At 57.0% G+C, this 14,702-nt stretch carries 12 protein-coding genes and 3 tRNA genes; 11 read left to right on the plus strand and 4 right to left on the minus strand.

What is annotated here, in order from left to right; genetic code table 11:
• Window positions 1–21: 21 nt before the first annotated feature.
• A complete protein-coding gene (lpxH, locus tag ALO43_RS05815; protein ID WP_054997233.1) occupies window positions 22–768 on the minus strand; it encodes a UDP-2,3-diacylglucosamine diphosphatase in 747 nt (248 codons plus the stop codon).
• A complete protein-coding gene (locus ALO43_RS05820; RefSeq protein WP_054997234.1) occupies window positions 765–1,268 on the minus strand; it encodes a peptidylprolyl isomerase in 504 nt (167 codons plus the stop codon). The genes lpxH and ALO43_RS05820 overlap by 4 nt, the downstream gene beginning before the upstream one ends.
• A gap of 207 nt (window positions 1,269–1,475) precedes the next feature.
• On the opposite strand from ALO43_RS05820, the gene ALO43_RS05825 reads away from it, so the two are divergent.
• Both ALO43_RS05825 and cysS read left to right on the plus strand, forming a co-directional pair.
• Entirely contained in the window at window positions 1,476–3,170 is a 1,695-nt protein-coding gene (locus ALO43_RS05825) for a glutamine--tRNA ligase/YqeY domain fusion protein (RefSeq protein ID WP_054997235.1), read from the plus strand.
• 24 nt (window positions 3,171–3,194) lie between these two features.
• A complete protein-coding gene (gene cysS / locus ALO43_RS05830) occupies window positions 3,195–4,577 on the plus strand; it encodes a cysteine--tRNA ligase (RefSeq protein ID WP_024668892.1) in 1,383 nt (460 codons plus the stop codon).
• Window positions 4,578–4,879: 302 nt separating this feature from the next.
• Here the strand turns inward: cysS and ALO43_RS05835 are convergent, their stop codons facing one another.
• Entirely contained in the window at window positions 4,880–6,733 is a 1,854-nt protein-coding gene (locus ALO43_RS05835) for a sigma-54-dependent Fis family transcriptional regulator (protein ID WP_054997236.1), read from the minus strand.
• Between the two features lie 309 nt (window positions 6,734–7,042).
• On the opposite strand from ALO43_RS05835, the gene ALO43_RS05840 reads away from it, so the two are divergent.
• The 6 genes from ALO43_RS05840 to ALO43_RS05865 all read left to right on the plus strand — a co-directional run bounded on the left by ALO43_RS05840 (window position 7,043) and on the right by ALO43_RS05865 (window position 13,064).
• A complete protein-coding gene (locus ALO43_RS05840) occupies window positions 7,043–8,137 on the plus strand; it encodes an ABC transporter ATP-binding protein (RefSeq protein ID WP_024668890.1) in 1,095 nt (364 codons plus the stop codon).
• Window positions 8,137–9,252, plus strand: coding sequence for an ABC transporter ATP-binding protein (locus ALO43_RS05845; protein WP_054997237.1), 1,116 nt, complete (start codon window positions 8,137–8,139; stop codon window positions 9,250–9,252). The genes ALO43_RS05840 and ALO43_RS05845 overlap by 1 nt, the downstream gene beginning before the upstream one ends.
• Window positions 9,245–10,111 carry a carbohydrate ABC transporter permease gene (locus tag ALO43_RS05850; protein ID WP_005897316.1) on the plus strand — a complete coding sequence of 289 codons (867 nt, stop codon included), beginning with the start codon at window positions 9,245–9,247 and terminating at the stop codon, window positions 10,109–10,111. The genes ALO43_RS05845 and ALO43_RS05850 overlap by 8 nt, the downstream gene beginning before the upstream one ends.
• A gap of 10 nt (window positions 10,112–10,121) precedes the next feature.
• Window positions 10,122–10,922, plus strand: coding sequence for a carbohydrate ABC transporter permease (locus ALO43_RS05855; RefSeq protein ID WP_003376266.1), 801 nt, complete (start codon window positions 10,122–10,124; stop codon window positions 10,920–10,922).
• Between the two features lie 12 nt (window positions 10,923–10,934).
• Window positions 10,935–11,207: a DUF2160 domain-containing protein gene (locus ALO43_RS05860; RefSeq protein ID WP_024668888.1), complete on the plus strand. Its 273-nt coding sequence runs from the start codon at window positions 10,935–10,937 to the stop codon at window positions 11,205–11,207.
• An 84-nt stretch (window positions 11,208–11,291) separates the two neighbouring features.
• Window positions 11,292–13,064 carry an ABC transporter substrate-binding protein gene (locus tag ALO43_RS05865; RefSeq protein ID WP_024668887.1) on the plus strand — a complete coding sequence of 591 codons (1,773 nt, stop codon included), beginning with the start codon at window positions 11,292–11,294 and terminating at the stop codon, window positions 13,062–13,064.
• A 62-nt stretch (window positions 13,065–13,126) separates the two neighbouring features.
• Here ALO43_RS05865 and folD read toward each other — a convergent pair whose 3' ends face one another.
• Window positions 13,127–13,981: a bifunctional methylenetetrahydrofolate dehydrogenase/methenyltetrahydrofolate cyclohydrolase FolD gene (gene folD, locus ALO43_RS05870; RefSeq protein WP_024668886.1), complete on the minus strand. Its 855-nt coding sequence runs from the start codon at window positions 13,979–13,981 to the stop codon at window positions 13,127–13,129.
• Window positions 13,982–14,274: 293 nt separating this feature from the next.
• Here folD and ALO43_RS05875 point away from each other — a divergent pair.
• The 3 genes from ALO43_RS05875 (at window position 14,275) to ALO43_RS05885 (ending at window position 14,619) form a co-directional block, all read left to right on the plus strand.
• Window positions 14,275–14,351: transfer RNA gene (locus tag ALO43_RS05875), tRNA-Arg, on the plus strand.
• Between the two features lie 52 nt (window positions 14,352–14,403).
• Window positions 14,404–14,479, plus strand: a tRNA-His gene (locus ALO43_RS05880).
• Between the two features lie 55 nt (window positions 14,480–14,534).
• Window positions 14,535–14,619: transfer RNA gene (locus ALO43_RS05885), tRNA-Leu, on the plus strand.
• The last annotated feature ends 83 nt before the right edge of the window (window positions 14,620–14,702 follow it).

Consider the following 14,702-nt stretch of genomic DNA (forward strand, 5'->3'; position numbering starts at 1 on the left):
TGAGCCGAGCACCAATCCACCTCAGTTCAGCAGCGCAACCGTCTCGGGCACAAAATCGAATGAGCTGAGGTTCATGCCCTGTTCATCGACCTGCAGCACCCAGCCCTGACGGTCCCAGTCACCCAGCACGATGCGTTTGGCGGCCTGGTCGCCGATCTGCAATTTATGAATTGCCGGGCGGTGGGTATGCCCATGTATCAGAGTGCGCACGCCAAACTGTTGCATGATCCTCGGCACCTCGTCCGGGGTCACGTCAACGATATCGTTGGCTTTCATGCTGGTTTTGGCGCGGCTTTCGTTACGCAGCTTGCGCGCCAGCTTGTGGCGAGTACCCAGCGGCAAATGGCGCAATATGAACAGCGTCAGCGGATGGCGCAGGTAGCGGCGCATCCGGATGTAACCTTCGTCGCGAGTGCACAGGCTGTCGCCGTGCATCAACAGCACCGGCTCGCCGTTCAACTGCACAACACTGGGATCGCTCAGCAGGGTGCAACCCGCTGCCTTGCAGAACCCCTTGCCGATCATGAAGTCACGGTTGCCATGCATCAGAAAAATTCGTGTGCCGCTGTCGCTCAAGTCGCGCAGGGCCTTGCATATTGAAATCTGAAACGGCGACATTGCATCGTCACCGATCCAGACTTCAAAAAAATCCCCAAGTATGTACAGCGCCTCGGCAGTGTGGGCGCGGTCAGCAAGGAGATCCAGAAACGCCCGGGTAATGTCCGGGCGCTCCTGTTCAAGATGCAGATCGGAGATCAGCAGTATCACTCAACGATCTCGGCTTTCTCGATGATCACGTCATCGGTCGGAACGTCCTGGTGACCGTCTTTGTTGCCGGTGGAGACGCCTTTGATCTTGTCGACAACTTCTGTGCCTTCGATCACTTCGGCGAAAACAGCGTAACCCCAGCCCTGATTGGTCTTGGCGCTGTGGTTCAGGAAGGCGTTGTCAGCCACGTTGATGAAGAACTGCGCAGAGGCCGAATGCGGCTCCATGGTGCGGGCCATGGCGACGGTGTACTTCTTGTTCGGCAGGCCGTTGTCGGCTTCGTTCTGGATGCTTGGGCGCTTGTCTTTCTTTTCTTTCATGCCAGGCTCGAAACCGCCACCCTGAATCATGAAATTGCCGATCACGCGGTGAAAAACGGTGTTTTCGTAGTGGCCAGCGTTAACGTACTCGAGGAAGTTGGCTACGGTCAGTGGCGCCTTTTCTGCGTTCAGTTGCAGAACGATGTCGCCGTGGTTGGTGGTCAGCTTTACTTTGGACATTTGGAAAGTCGCTCTCTAGTCATGTATGAATGGGCACATTATGACCCTGACGCGCAGTTTACAGACGAGGTTACATTTTTCAGCGCTTTTGCAGCTTTTATGCCGTCAGATACGCAGTCTGTTGTCAGGGACTTGACAGCTTCGGCTATGATAAGCGCTTTGATTTAGTCGGCCTACCCTGGCCGCGCACGTATGCCCAAGGATCTTATGAGCAAGCCCACTCCAGAACCCGCTGCCAATTCAAAGGCAGGCCCCGCCGTACCGACCAATTTCCTGCGTCCGATCGTGCAGGCCGACCTGGATTCGGGCAAGCACAGCAAAATCGTGACGCGCTTTCCGCCGGAGCCCAATGGTTACCTGCACATTGGCCATGCCAAGTCGATCTGCGTGAATTTCGGTCTGGCACAGGAGTTCGGTGGCGATACGCACCTGCGTTTTGACGACACCAACCCGGCCAAGGAAGACCAGGAATACATCGACGCCATCATGAGTGACGTCAAGTGGCTAGGTTTCGAGTGGGCCGGCGAAGTGCGCTACGCCTCGCAGTATTTCGATCAACTGCACGACTGGGCGGTCGAGCTGATCAAGTCCGGCAAGGCCTATGTCGATGATCTGACCCCTGAGCAGGCTCGCGAATACCGCGGCACTCTGACCGAGCCAGGCAAGAACAGCCCGTTCCGCGAGCGCAGCGTCGAAGAAAACATCGACCTGTTCGCGCGCATGAAAGCTGGGGAATTCGAAGACGGTGCTCGTGTATTGCGCGCCAAAATCGACATGGCCTCGCCAAACATGAACCTGCGCGACCCGATCATCTACCGCATTCGTCATGCGCATCACCACCAGACCGGTGACAAGTGGTGCATCTATCCGATCTATGACTTCACCCACGGTCAGTCGGATGCCCTTGAAGGGATCACCCATTCGATCTGCACCCTGGAGTTCGAAAGCCATCGTCCGCTGTATGACTGGTTCCTCGATAACCTGCCGGTGCCGTGCAAGCCGCGTCAGTACGAATTCTCGCGTCTGAACCTGAACTACACCATCACCAGCAAGCGCAAGCTCAAGCAACTGGTCGACGAGAAACACGTCAATGGCTGGGATGATCCTCGCATGTCGACGTTGTCGGGCTTCCGTCGTCGTGGTTACACGCCGAAGTCGATTCGCAACTTCTGCGAAATGATCGGCACCAACCGCTCCGACGGCGTGGTCGATTTCGGCATGCTCGAGTTCAGCATCCGTGATGACCTGGACCACAGCGCCCCGCGCGCCATGTGCGTGTTGCGACCGCTAAAGGTCGTGATCACCAACTACCCGGAAGGTCAGGTCGAGAAGCTGGCGCTACCGCGTCACCCGAAAGAAGATCTGGGCATGCGCGAGCTGCCGTTTTCCCGGGAGATCTACATTGATCGCGACGATTACATGGAAGAGCCACCTAAAGGCTACAAGCGCCTCGAGCCCAATGGTGAAGTGCGTTTGCGCGGCAGCTATGTGATTCGTGCCGACGAGGCAATCAAGGACGCTGACGGCAACATCGTCGAGCTGCGTTGCTCCTACGACCCTGACACCCTGGGCAAGAACCCCGAAGGCCGCAAGGTCAAGGGCGTGGTTCACTGGGTGCCAGCGGCAGAGAGCGTTGAATGCGAAGTGCGTCTGTACGATCGCCTGTTCCGTTCCCCGAACCCGGAAAAAGCCGAAGACGGGGCGAGCTTTCTGGACAACATCAATCCGGATTCCCTGCAAGTACTGACCGGTTGTCGTGCCGAGCCTTCACTTGGGCAAGCGCAACCGGAAGACCGTTTCCAGTTTGAACGCGAGGGTTATTTTTGCGCGGACATCAAGGACTCGAAGCCTGGTCGACCTGTCTTCAACCGCACGGTGACGTTGCGGGATTCCTGGACCTGATGCTGTACGTTTGAGGGGGAGCCAGTGCTTTCTATCTACAACACGCTCACCAAGAGCAAAGAAGTTTTCAAACCGCTGGATGGCAACAAGGTACGCATGTATGTCTGCGGGATGACCGTGTATGACTACTGCCACCTGGGCCACGGACGCAGCATGGTTGCGTTCGATCTGGTCACCCGCTGGTTGCGTTTCAGCGGTTATGAGCTGACCTATGTACGCAACATCACCGACATTGACGACAAGATCATCAATCGTGCGCGTGATAACGGTGAGTCTTTCGATGCCCTGACGGCGCGCATGATCGATGCGATGCATGAGGACGAGGCGCGCCTCAACATCCTCAAGCCGGACATGGAACCGCGTGCCACCGACCATATTCCCGGCATGCACGCCATGATCCAGACCCTGATCGACAAGGGCTATGCCTACGCGCCGGGTAACGGCGACGTGTATTACAGGGTTGGCAAGTTTCAGGGTTACGGCAAGCTGTCGCGCAAAAAGATCGAAGACCTGCGCATCGGTGCGCGTATCGAAGTGGACGAGTCCAAGGAAGATCCTCTGGACTTCGTGCTCTGGAAAGGCGTCAAGCCCGGCGAGCCTAGCTGGGAATCGCCATGGGGCGCCGGGCGTCCGGGCTGGCATATCGAATGCTCGGTGATGTCGACATGCTGCCTGGGGGACACCTTTGACATTCATGGCGGCGGCAGCGACCTCGAGTTTCCGCACCATGAAAACGAAATCGCCCAGAGTGAAGCGGCTACCGGCAAGCCTTACGCCAATGCCTGGTTGCACTGCGGCATGATTCGTATCAATGGCGAGAAGATGTCCAAGTCCTTGAACAACTTCTTCACCATTCGCGACGTGCTGGAGAAGTATCACCCGGAGGTGGTGCGCTACCTGCTGGTGTCGAGCCATTACCGCAGCGCGATCAACTATTCCGAAGACAGTCTGCGTGAATCTAAAGCAGCGCTGGAGCGCTTCTATCACGCGCTCAGGGGCTTGCCGGTAGCCGCCCCTGCGGGTGGCGAGGCGTTCGTCGAGCGTTTCAGTACTGCCATGAACGATGACTTTGGTACGCCTGAAGCCTGTGCAGTGCTGTTCGAGATGGTCCGCGAGATCAACCGCCTGCGCGAATCCGATGTGCCTGCAGCAGCGGGTCTTGCAGCGCGTTTGAAGCAACTCGCCAGCGTGCTGGGGGTCTTGCAACTGGAAGCCGACGACTTTTTGCGTGCCGGTGCAGAAGGGCGTGTCGATGCGGCAGAAGTAGAGGCGCTGATTCAGGCGCGTCTGGCGGCGCGTGCGGCAAAGGACTGGGCTGAATCTGATCGAATCCGCGACCAGATCACCGCCATGGGCGTGCTGCTGGAAGATGGCAAGGGCGGCACGACCTGGCGTCTGGCGGACTGATCAAGGCAGGCCGAGCCCGGAAAGGAGCTCAGCCTGCCGGGTAATAATTTATCCTCGGTCTTACAACTCCCACGCTCAGCGCTGTACACAAGTCCTGAACTGCCTGAACTATAGGAATTTCAGGCTTCTGCGCGGCGTGGGAGCGAACTTGTCCGCGAAAACGGTAGTTCAGCGATGTATTTTTGGAGGATGTAGCGGCTTTTTCGTGGACAAGTCCCGCTCCCACAAAAGCCCTCTTTTCGCTGTCCTCCATATTTTTGTGTGTTTTGTATGACGCAAAACATTGGCACGAGCGCCAAAAACTAAACGATCCGCTGTTCACGCAACCGCTTGTACAGCGTATTGCGACTGACTCCCAGACGTTTGGCCAACTGTGAAATGTTCCCGCCTGCCGCCTGAAACAGTTGGCCGAGGTCTTGCGTCGAGTGAAGGCGCACGGCGGATTCCTGGGTACTGGTCAGGTCACTGCATTCTTCATCCGCTCGTGCATCAAGCAGAAAGTCTTCTGGCAAATGTTCGGCACTGATCGGCTGCTCGTCCGCCAGCGCAAGTGCGACCTGAATCACGCTGTTGAGCTGGCGCAGGTTGCCCGGCCAGGGGTGGCGCTCAAACAGCTCGAGGACATCTCTGGAAAAACCCGCCCGCTGATGCGGCTCTCGGTGTCGTTCCCAGATACGCTGGATCAACGCCTGTTGATCGGTGCGTTCGCGCAAGGGCGGCAGCTCGATGCTCAGGCCGCTTATCCGGTAATACAGATCCTGACGAAAGTGCCCCGCCAGTACCTGTTCGCGCAGGCTGCGATTGGTGGCAGAAATCAGTCTGACGTCAACCGGATACAACTCGCTGCTGCCCAACGGCTGAACACAGCGTTCCTGCAACACGCGCAGCAGACGCGCTTGCACCGACAGAGGCATGTCGCCGACTTCATCGAGAAACAGCGTGCCTTTGTCGGCCTTGCGAATCAGCCCGATGCTGCCTTTCTGATTGGCGCCGGTGAACGCGCCTCGCTCGTAGCCAAACAGCTCGGCCTCGACCAACTCAGCCGGAATGGCCGCGCAGTTGACGGCGATCAACGGCTGGCTGGCCCTTGAGCCTGCCTGATGCAGCGCTTTGACGAAGACTTCCTTGCCGACCCCGGTTTCGCCATGGATCAGCAGCGGGATGTCTTTTTCCTGCAGGCGCAGGGCTTGAAACACGGCTTTCTCGACTTTTGCATCACCCAGGCTGATCGCCTCGAGGTCCAGGCTTCTTGGCGCAACAGGCGCCTGAGCTTGCTGAACGCTATGCAGTTTGAGCGGCTTGCGGGATGGGCGCTTGAGCAAACATTGAAAACGATTGTTGCCAAATGCATGCAGCGCGAACGGCCGAGCTTCTGTTTCGCTGAGCAGTTGCAGAATAGGGCACTTGAACAGCGTTTCGATATTGACCCCTGACAGCCTGGCGCCCAGCAAATTGTCAGCGCGACGATTGGCACAGAGAATCCGGCCGCTTTCATCGAAGATCAGCAGGCCCGCCCACTGACTGTCGAGATTGTTCAGGCCGGTGTTGAAAATCAACTGGAAATGGGTGTCGCGAAACTGATCGAGGATCAGACGGTTTTCCACTGACTGGCTCATCATCTTGACCATGCCCAGTGTATGCGAGGGCGGCAGGAAGCTGTCGCTGGATACATCCAGCACGGCAATGATTCTGCGTTCGGCATCGAAGATCGGTGACGCAGATCCAGTCATGAAGCGATTGGCTTTTAGAAAGTGTTCGTCAGGTTCTATATGGATAGCCTGCTCGCAGGCAAGTACGGTGCCGATCGCGTTGGTGCCCGTGCCGCGTTCGCTCCAGCTGGCGCCAGCCATGAACCCTTGGGTCTGCGAGGGTTCGACGAAGCGCTGAGTGCCCCATGACTTGAGCAATTGACCTTGGGCGTCTGCCAGCAGGATCAGGCAGTTGGAGTTGCTGAGGATGTTTTCATAGACCGGCAGCACCTCTTGATGGGTGGTTTGCACCAAAGCGTGATGGCGCTCCAGCAGGCGTGAAACATCAGCGCCCGGCAGTTGGCCGAACGATGGGCGCGTCTGATGGCTGAGACCGAAGTCCAGACAGCGGGTCCATGAATCCTGAATGATGATGTCGTGGGCAATCGAAGCGCTGGATTGAGACATGAGGATGCCTGCGAATATGACGTGTTGTTTTTGTTTTTAGTCCCGTCAGCGTGACCATCCTTGCCCGCAACGTTCGTCCAGTGTCGTTCAGAACTGTTCAAAGTCAATGTTCATTTTGTTCAGTTGTTCATTATTTACTGTTCATTTTTGTTCAGCTACGAAGTTGCTTTCACGCCGTGAACATCCCGTAAATACGGGTGATCGCTCTGTTTCGCGCCTCGGAGGGAGAGTTGCTGACCTGGCACGAATGTCGCTATCTGCAATCAGTCACGCATTCACCCTTACAAAAAAACAACAAAAGGGCACGCCATGTCACTCACGCTGGAGCATGTCAGTCGCGCGGTCGATGGTCAGGTATGGATCGACAACGCCTCCCTGAGCTTCGAGCCAGGATCATTCAACGTTTTGCTGGGGCGAACCTTGTCCGGCAAGACCAGCCTGATGCGCCTTATGGCCGGGCTTGACAAGCCTGACAGCGGGCGGGTGCTGATGAACGGTGTCGATGTCACAAACCGCCCGGTTCGTCTGCGCAATGTCTCGATGGTCTATCAGCAATTCATCAATTACCCCAGCATGACGGTGTTCGAAAACATCGCATCGCCCCTGCGTCAGGCCGGCCTTTCCAAAGAGGTGATACACAGCCGCGTGCAGGAAACCGCGAAGATGCTGCGCATCGAGAAATTCCTGCAACGCCACCCCCTGGAACTGTCCGGCGGCCAGCAGCAGCGCACCGCAATGGCCAGGGCGCTGGTCAAGGATGCCGAGCTGATCCTGTTCGACGAGCCCCTGGTCAACCTTGACTACAAGTTGCGCGAAGAGCTGCGTCAGGAGATGCGCGAGCTGTTTGCGGCCCGTCATACCATCGCTATCTACGCCACCACCGAGCCCAATGAAGCGCTTGCGCTGGGCGGTACGACCACCATTCTTCATGAAGGTCGAGTGGTACAAAGCGGCAAGACCCCTGAGGTTTACCATCGCCCGGCAACAGTGCTGGCCGCCGAATTGTTCTCCGAGCCACCCATCAACCTGATGCCGGGGCGCATAGAAGGCAATGAAGTCAGCTTCGCCAATTTTGTGCATTTCCCGCTCAACGTCGATTTGCGCGCAGTCGGCGATGGCGACTACCGCTTCGGGGTACGCCCCAGTCATTTGAGCCTGGTGCCCTCCAACGACGACGATCTGGAACTGGCCGTGACGGTCGAACTGGCAGAAATCAGCGGCTCGGAAACCTTCCTGCATGTGCGCAACGAACTGTTTTCGCTGGTCCTGCACCTGCCTGGCGTGCATGCCTACGACGTTGATGCGTCGATCCGGGTGTACATCCCGACCCACAAACTATTTGTATTCGATCTGCAGGGCGGCCTGATTCAGGCGCCGGGCCTGCGCATGGCGAGGGTTGCCTGATGGCCGAGATCCGTTTGCAGAACCTAGCGCACAGCTACAGCGCCAAACCCGGTCCGGATGACTATGCGATTCGGGAAATGAGCCATGTCTGGGAGCAGGGCGGGGCTTACGCGCTGCTGGGCCCGTCCGGATGTGGCAAATCGACATTGCTCAACATCATTTCGGGCTTGCTCAGTCCGTCCCAAGGGCAAGTGCTGTTCGACTCCAAGGTAGTCAACGAGCTGCCGCCGGAGCGGCGCAATATCGCTCAGGTTTTCCAGTTTCCGGTGATCTACGACACCATGACTGTGTTCGACAATCTGGCTTTTCCCTTGCGCAATCAGGGCATGGACGAGGCGAGGATTCTCGCCAAGGTCAACGAAATCGCTGACGTGCTGGACTTGCAATTGCTGCTGAAGAAAAAGGCACGCAACCTGTCGGCGGACGAGAAGCAGAAGGTTTCCATGGGGCGCGGGCTGGTCCGCGATGACGTTTCGGCGATCCTTTTCGACGAGCCGCTGACAGTCATCGACCCGCACCTGAAGTGGAAGCTGCGTCGCAAGCTCAAACAGATTCATGAGCAGTTCAACATCACCATGGTCTACGTCACCCACGATCAACTGGAAGCGTCGACCTTCGCCGACAAGATCGCAGTGATGTATGGCGGGCAGATCGTCCAGTTCGGCACTCCCCGCGAGCTGTTCGAAAAACCTTCCCACACCTTTGTCGGTTATTTCATCGGCAGCCCCGGCATGAATCTGATTGACGTCACGCCTCAACCGGGTGGGGTCGGTTTTGCCGATATTCATTTGCCGCTGCCTGAGTCGCTGCAGCAAAAGCTCGCCAATACCTCGTGGAAAAGCCTGAAAGTGGGCATTCGTCCAGAGTTCGTGCATGTCTGGGACGGGCCTTACGACGATGCGATGTGCGCTGACGTGACCTACGTCGAGGACCTTGGCACCTACAAGATCATCACCCTGAAGCTTGCCGGTCAGTTACTGAAAGTTCGTCTGCAGGAAGACAAACCGGTGCCGCAAGGTCAAGCCTGGATCAGTTTTCCGGGGCAGTGGCTGATGCTGTATGCCGATGATTACCTGCTTGAAGCAGGCCCTGCGAGTGAGGTGCCTCATGCGTAAAGTGCAGAACAACAAAGCCTGGTGGCTGGTGATGCCGGTGTTTCTGCTGGTTGCATTCAGCGCCATCATTCCGATGATGACCGTGGTCAACTATTCGGTGCAGGACATCTTCGACCAGTCCAGCCGCTATTTCGTCGGCACCGACTGGTTCAGACAGGTCCTACAGGACCCGCGCCTGCACGATTCGCTGTTGCGCCAGTTCATTTACTCGGGCTGCGTGTTGCTGATCGAAATTCCGCTGGGCATTGCGATCGCCCTGACCATGCCCACCAAAGGCCGCTGGTCGTCGTTGTGCCTGATCGTGATGACCATCCCGCTGCTGATTCCGTGGAACGTGGTCGGCACCATCTGGCAGATATTCGGGCGTGGCGACATCGGTCTGTTGGGCTACACGTTGAACAACGTGCTGGGCATCAACTACAACTACGCCGCCAATGCGTCTGATGCCTGGGTGACAGTGCTGATCATTGATGTCTGGCACTGGACCTCGCTGGTCGCGCTGCTGTGCTATTCAGGCCTGCGTGCCATCCCGGATGTGTACTACCAGGCGGCGCGTATCGATCGTGCTTCCGGCTGGGCAATCTTCCGACACATTCAGTTGCCAAAGATGAAAAGTGTCCTGCTGATCGCAGTGATGCTGCGTTTCATGGACAGCTTCATGATCTACACCGAGCCGTTCGTGCTGACCGGTGGCGGTCCGGGCAACTCCACCACGTTCCTCAGCCAGACCCTGACCACGATGGCGCTTGGTCAGTTCGACCTGGGGCCTGCGGCGGCGTTCTCGCTGGTGTACTTCCTGATCATTCTGTTGGTGTCATGGGTGTTTTACACCGCCATGACTCACAGCGAAAAGAATTGAGGGGCTGGTCATGAGTCTGCGAAAAATCATACCGCTGTGGATTTACCTGCTGTTCCTGCTGGTGCCAATCTACTGGCTAGTCAACATGTCGTTCAAGACCAATACCGAGATCCTCGGCGGCCTGACCCTGTGGCCGCAGGACTTCACCCTGGCCAACTACAAGGTGATCTTCACCGACGAGAGCTGGTACAGCGGTTACCTCAATTCGCTGTATTACGTGTGCTTGAATACGGTGATATCGCTGAGCGTCGCCTTGCCGGCAGCCTATGCGTTTTCACGCTATCGTTTTCTTGGCGACAAGCACCTGTTTTTCTGGCTGCTGACCAATCGCATGGCGCCACCGGCAGTGTTTCTGCTGCCGTTTTTCCAGCTGTATTCGTCTATCGGGCTGTTTGATACGCACATCGCCGTTGCTCTGGCGCACTGCCTGTTCAACGTCCCGCTGGCGGTATGGATTCTGGAGGGCTTCATGTCCGGCGTTCCCAAGGAAATTGACGAAACCGCCTACATCGACGGTTACAGTTTCCCCAAGTTCTTCGTGAAGATTTTCATCCCGCTGATTGGCTCGGGCATCGGCGTCACTGCATTTTTCTGCTTCATGTTTTCCTGGGTCGAGTTGCTGCTGGCGCGCACTCTGACATCGGTCAACGCCAAACCGATTGCCGCGGTGATGACCCGCACGGTGTCAGCATCGGGTATCGATTGGGGGGTGCTGGCAGCGGCAGGGGTGTTGACCATCCTGCCGGGCATGCTGGTGATCTGGTTTGTTCGCAACCACGTGGTCAAGGGCTTTGCTCTTGGTCGTGTCTGAGGAGTCGGGAAAATGGAGTGGATGTCCTGGACACTGCCAACGGCAGCTTTCTTTATCGGTATCGGGTTGTTGCTGGTGGGCATGACTGTATGGGAACTGCGTTCGGCCAGCATTGAGCGTCGAGGTTTTCTGCCGATTGTCACCACGCGTGGCGATCGCTTGTTCATCGGGCTTTTGGGCAGCGCTTACCTGCATCTGCTGGTGATCGGTGTCACTGACTGGAGTATCTGGATCGCTTCAGGGATATCCCTGGTGTGGTTGTTGGTGGTGATGCGGTGGGGTTAGAGGGCGGCCGGGCGCGATTACCGAAGTGATCCGGTCGGCAGTATTCGAAAGCGGGACTACATAAAAGCAACACTGGAGATGACTATGTTCAATAAGAAAAACAAGCTGCAACATAGCGTGACGCTGGCAACCATGATCATGCTCAGCGGGTTGAGTGTGTCGGCATGGGCGGATCAATACGAGGATGCGGCGAAGAAGTGGGCGGCCAGTGAATTCAAGCCGAGTACGCTTTCCGATGCCGAGCAGTTGAAAGAGCTGGAGTGGTTCATCAAGGCCGCTGAGCCGTTCCGAGGCATGGACATCAAGGTGGTGTCGGAAACCTTGACCACCCACGAGTACGAATCGAAAACCCTGGCCAAGGCATTCACTGAAATCACCGGCATCAAAGTCACTCACGACTTGCTGCAAGAAGGTGATGTGATCGAAAAGCTGCAGACGGCCATGCAGTCGGACAAAAGCATCTATGACGGCTGGGTGAACGACTCTGACCTTATAGGTACACACTTCCGGTACGGCAAGGCGCTTTCTCTGACCGATCTGATGGCCAGCCCGGAAGGCAGTAAAGTCACTTCTCCTACGCTGGACCTGAAAGACTTCATCGGCACGTCATTCACTACTGCGCCTGACGGCAAACTCTACCAACTGCCCGATCAGCAGTTCGCCAACCTTTACTGGTTTCGGGCCGACTGGTTCGAACGTCCTGACCTGAAAAAGAAATTCAAGGACAAATACGGCTACGAGCTGGGTGTTCCGGTCAATTGGTCAGCCTATGAAGACATCGCCAAATTCTTCAGCGAAGACGTCAAGGAAATCGATGGCAAGAAAGTTTACGGCCACATGGATTACGGCAAGAAGGACCCCTCGCTGGGCTGGCGCTTCACTGATGCCTGGTTCTCCATGGCGGGCAGCGGCGACAAGGGCCTGCCTAACGGCCTGCCAGTGGACGAGTGGGGCATCCGCGTCGAAGACTGCCATCCGGTCGGTTCCAGCATCACCCGCGGCGGCGACACCAACGGGCCAGCAGCAGTCTTCGCCACCCAGAAATACATTGACTGGCTGAAAGCCTATGCGCCGCCGGAAGCGGCGGGCATGACCTTCTCCGAATCCGGTCCGGTGCCTTCGCAGGGTAACGTTGCGCAACAGATCTTCTGGTACACCGCCTTTACCGCTGACATGACCAAGCCCGGGCTGCCGGTCATGAATGCCGATGGCACGCCGAAATGGCGCATGGCGCCGTCGCCGAAGGGTCCTTACTGGAAAGAAGGCATGAAGCTCGGTTATCAGGACGTAGGCTCCTGGACCTTCCTCAAGTCGTCCGATGAGAAAAAGCGTCTGGCGGCCTGGCTGTACGCGCAGTTTGTGACCTCCAAAAGTGTTTCGTTGAAGAAAACCATCGTCGGCCTGACGCCGATTCGCGAGTCTGACATCAACTCCAAGGAGATGACCGCGCTGGCACCGAAACTGGGTGGTCTGGTGGAGTTCTATCGCAGCCCGGCTCGTGTGCAATGGTCGCCAACCGGCACCAACGTGCCTGATTATCCGAAGCTGGCTCAGTTGTGGTGGAGCCACGTTGCCGAAGCGGTCACTGGCGAAAAGACCGCTCAGCAGGCGCTGGATGGTCTGGCCAAGGATCAGGATGCAATCATGACGCGCATCGAGCGTTCCAAGGTTCAGGAAGCCAGCAAGTGTGCGCCGAAGATGAATCCTGAGACGACTGCAGAAGAGTGGTACTCCAAGGCAGAGCAAAGCGGTGGCAAGTTCCTTGCGCCGCAACGCAAGCTGGCCAACGAGAAACCGAAGGGTGAAACCATTGCCTATTCGGACCTGCTGAAAAGCTGGGAGGATGGCAAGAAATAAGGTGTTTTCGATGTCATGAAAACGGCACCCTTGAGGTGCCGTTTTTATTGGGCGCGTGCTGATCAGTCGTGCAGGGTTTCCGCCGCATACAACGTGTTTTCCAGCAGGCAGGCACGGGTCATCGGGCCGACACCGCCAGGGACCGGGGTAATCCAGCCGGCGCGGGGCAGGGCGGTTTCGTACACCACGTCGCCCACCAGCTTGCCATCTTCCTGACGGTTGATGCCGACGTCGATCACAATGGCGCCGGGTTTGATCCATTCGCCCTTGACCAGGCCGGGCTTGCCCGCGGCAACCACCACCAGATCGGCACGGGCCACATGGCCTGCCAGATCTTTGGTAAAACGGTGGGTTACGGTGACGGTGCAGCCCGCCAGCAGCAGTTCCATTGCCATCGGGCGACCGACGATGTTCGACGCGCCAACCACCACGGCATCCAGACCGTACAGGTCGACACCGGTGCTTTCCAGCAGGGTAATGATGCCCTTCGGTGTACACGGGCGGAGCAGCGGAATGCGCTGGGCGAGGCGACCGACATTGTAAGGGTGGAAACCGTCCACATCCTTGTCCGGGCGAATGCGTTCCAGCAGCAGGGACGCATCAAGGTGTGCAGGCAGAGGCAGCTGCAGCAAAATGCCATCCACAGCGGGGTCTTCATTGAGACGGTCGATCAGATCCGTCAACGCTACCTGAGTAGTCTCGGCGGGCAAGTCGTAGGCCTGGGAAATAAAGCCGACTTCTTCACAGTCTTTGCGCTTGTGCGAAACGTAAACCTGAGAGGCGGGGTCGCTGCCCACCAGAATCACCGCGAGGCCCGGCGTACGCAAGCCTTGCTGGCTACGTTCGGCGACACGTTTGGCGATCTGCTGGCGCAGGCTGGCGGCGATCGCTTTGCCGTCGATTAGTTTTGCAGTCATGACGCGTGATTAACCATCGAGAGGAAATAAAATGAGCGCGCATTCTCGCATGACATGGCGCGAGGGCAAAGGCGCATGCGTTGCAAATTCCGCTAACCCCTTTATCTAGCTGAATTTTTTTCAAAAAAAGGTTGACGACCCCAGGGGCCGTCTATAAGATTCGTCGCACTTGCCGGGCAGAGCCCAGCACTGGTTAAGCTAGCACTGGTTGATAAGGTCAGGCAGAGTTGCAAATCAGCTCGGTGTGATTGAAAGCCCTTTAGTTTGTTATCGCAAGAATACAAATTATATAAGTGCCCGTAGCTCAGCTGGATAGAGCATCCGCCTTCTAAGCGGATGGTCGCAGGTTCGAGTCCTGCCGGGTGCGCCATTCAAGGCAGCTTTGGCACAGCAAGTAAGATGCACATGTCACATGCAATATGGTGGGCGTAGCTCAGTTGGTAGAGCACAGGATTGTGACTCCTGCGGTCGTGGGTTCGAACCCCATCGTCCACCCCATATTCAAAGGGCGCCAGATTCATAGTCTGGCGCTTTTGCTTTAAAAGTTTGAAATGCGGATGTGGTGGAATTGGTAGACACACTGGATTTAGGTTCCAGCGCCGCAAGGTGTGAGAGTTCGAGTCTCTCCGTCCGCACCATTTGTACTTTTGCCAGGTTTCATTGAAAACCGCAAAAGCCCAGAGAAGCCCGCCCCGTGCGGGCTTTTTGTTGTGTCGAATTT

The sequence above is a fragment of the Pseudomonas tremae genome (assembly GCF_001401155.1).
In the GTDB taxonomy this organism is placed as follows: Bacteria; Pseudomonadota; Gammaproteobacteria; order Pseudomonadales; family Pseudomonadaceae; genus Aquipseudomonas; species Aquipseudomonas tremae.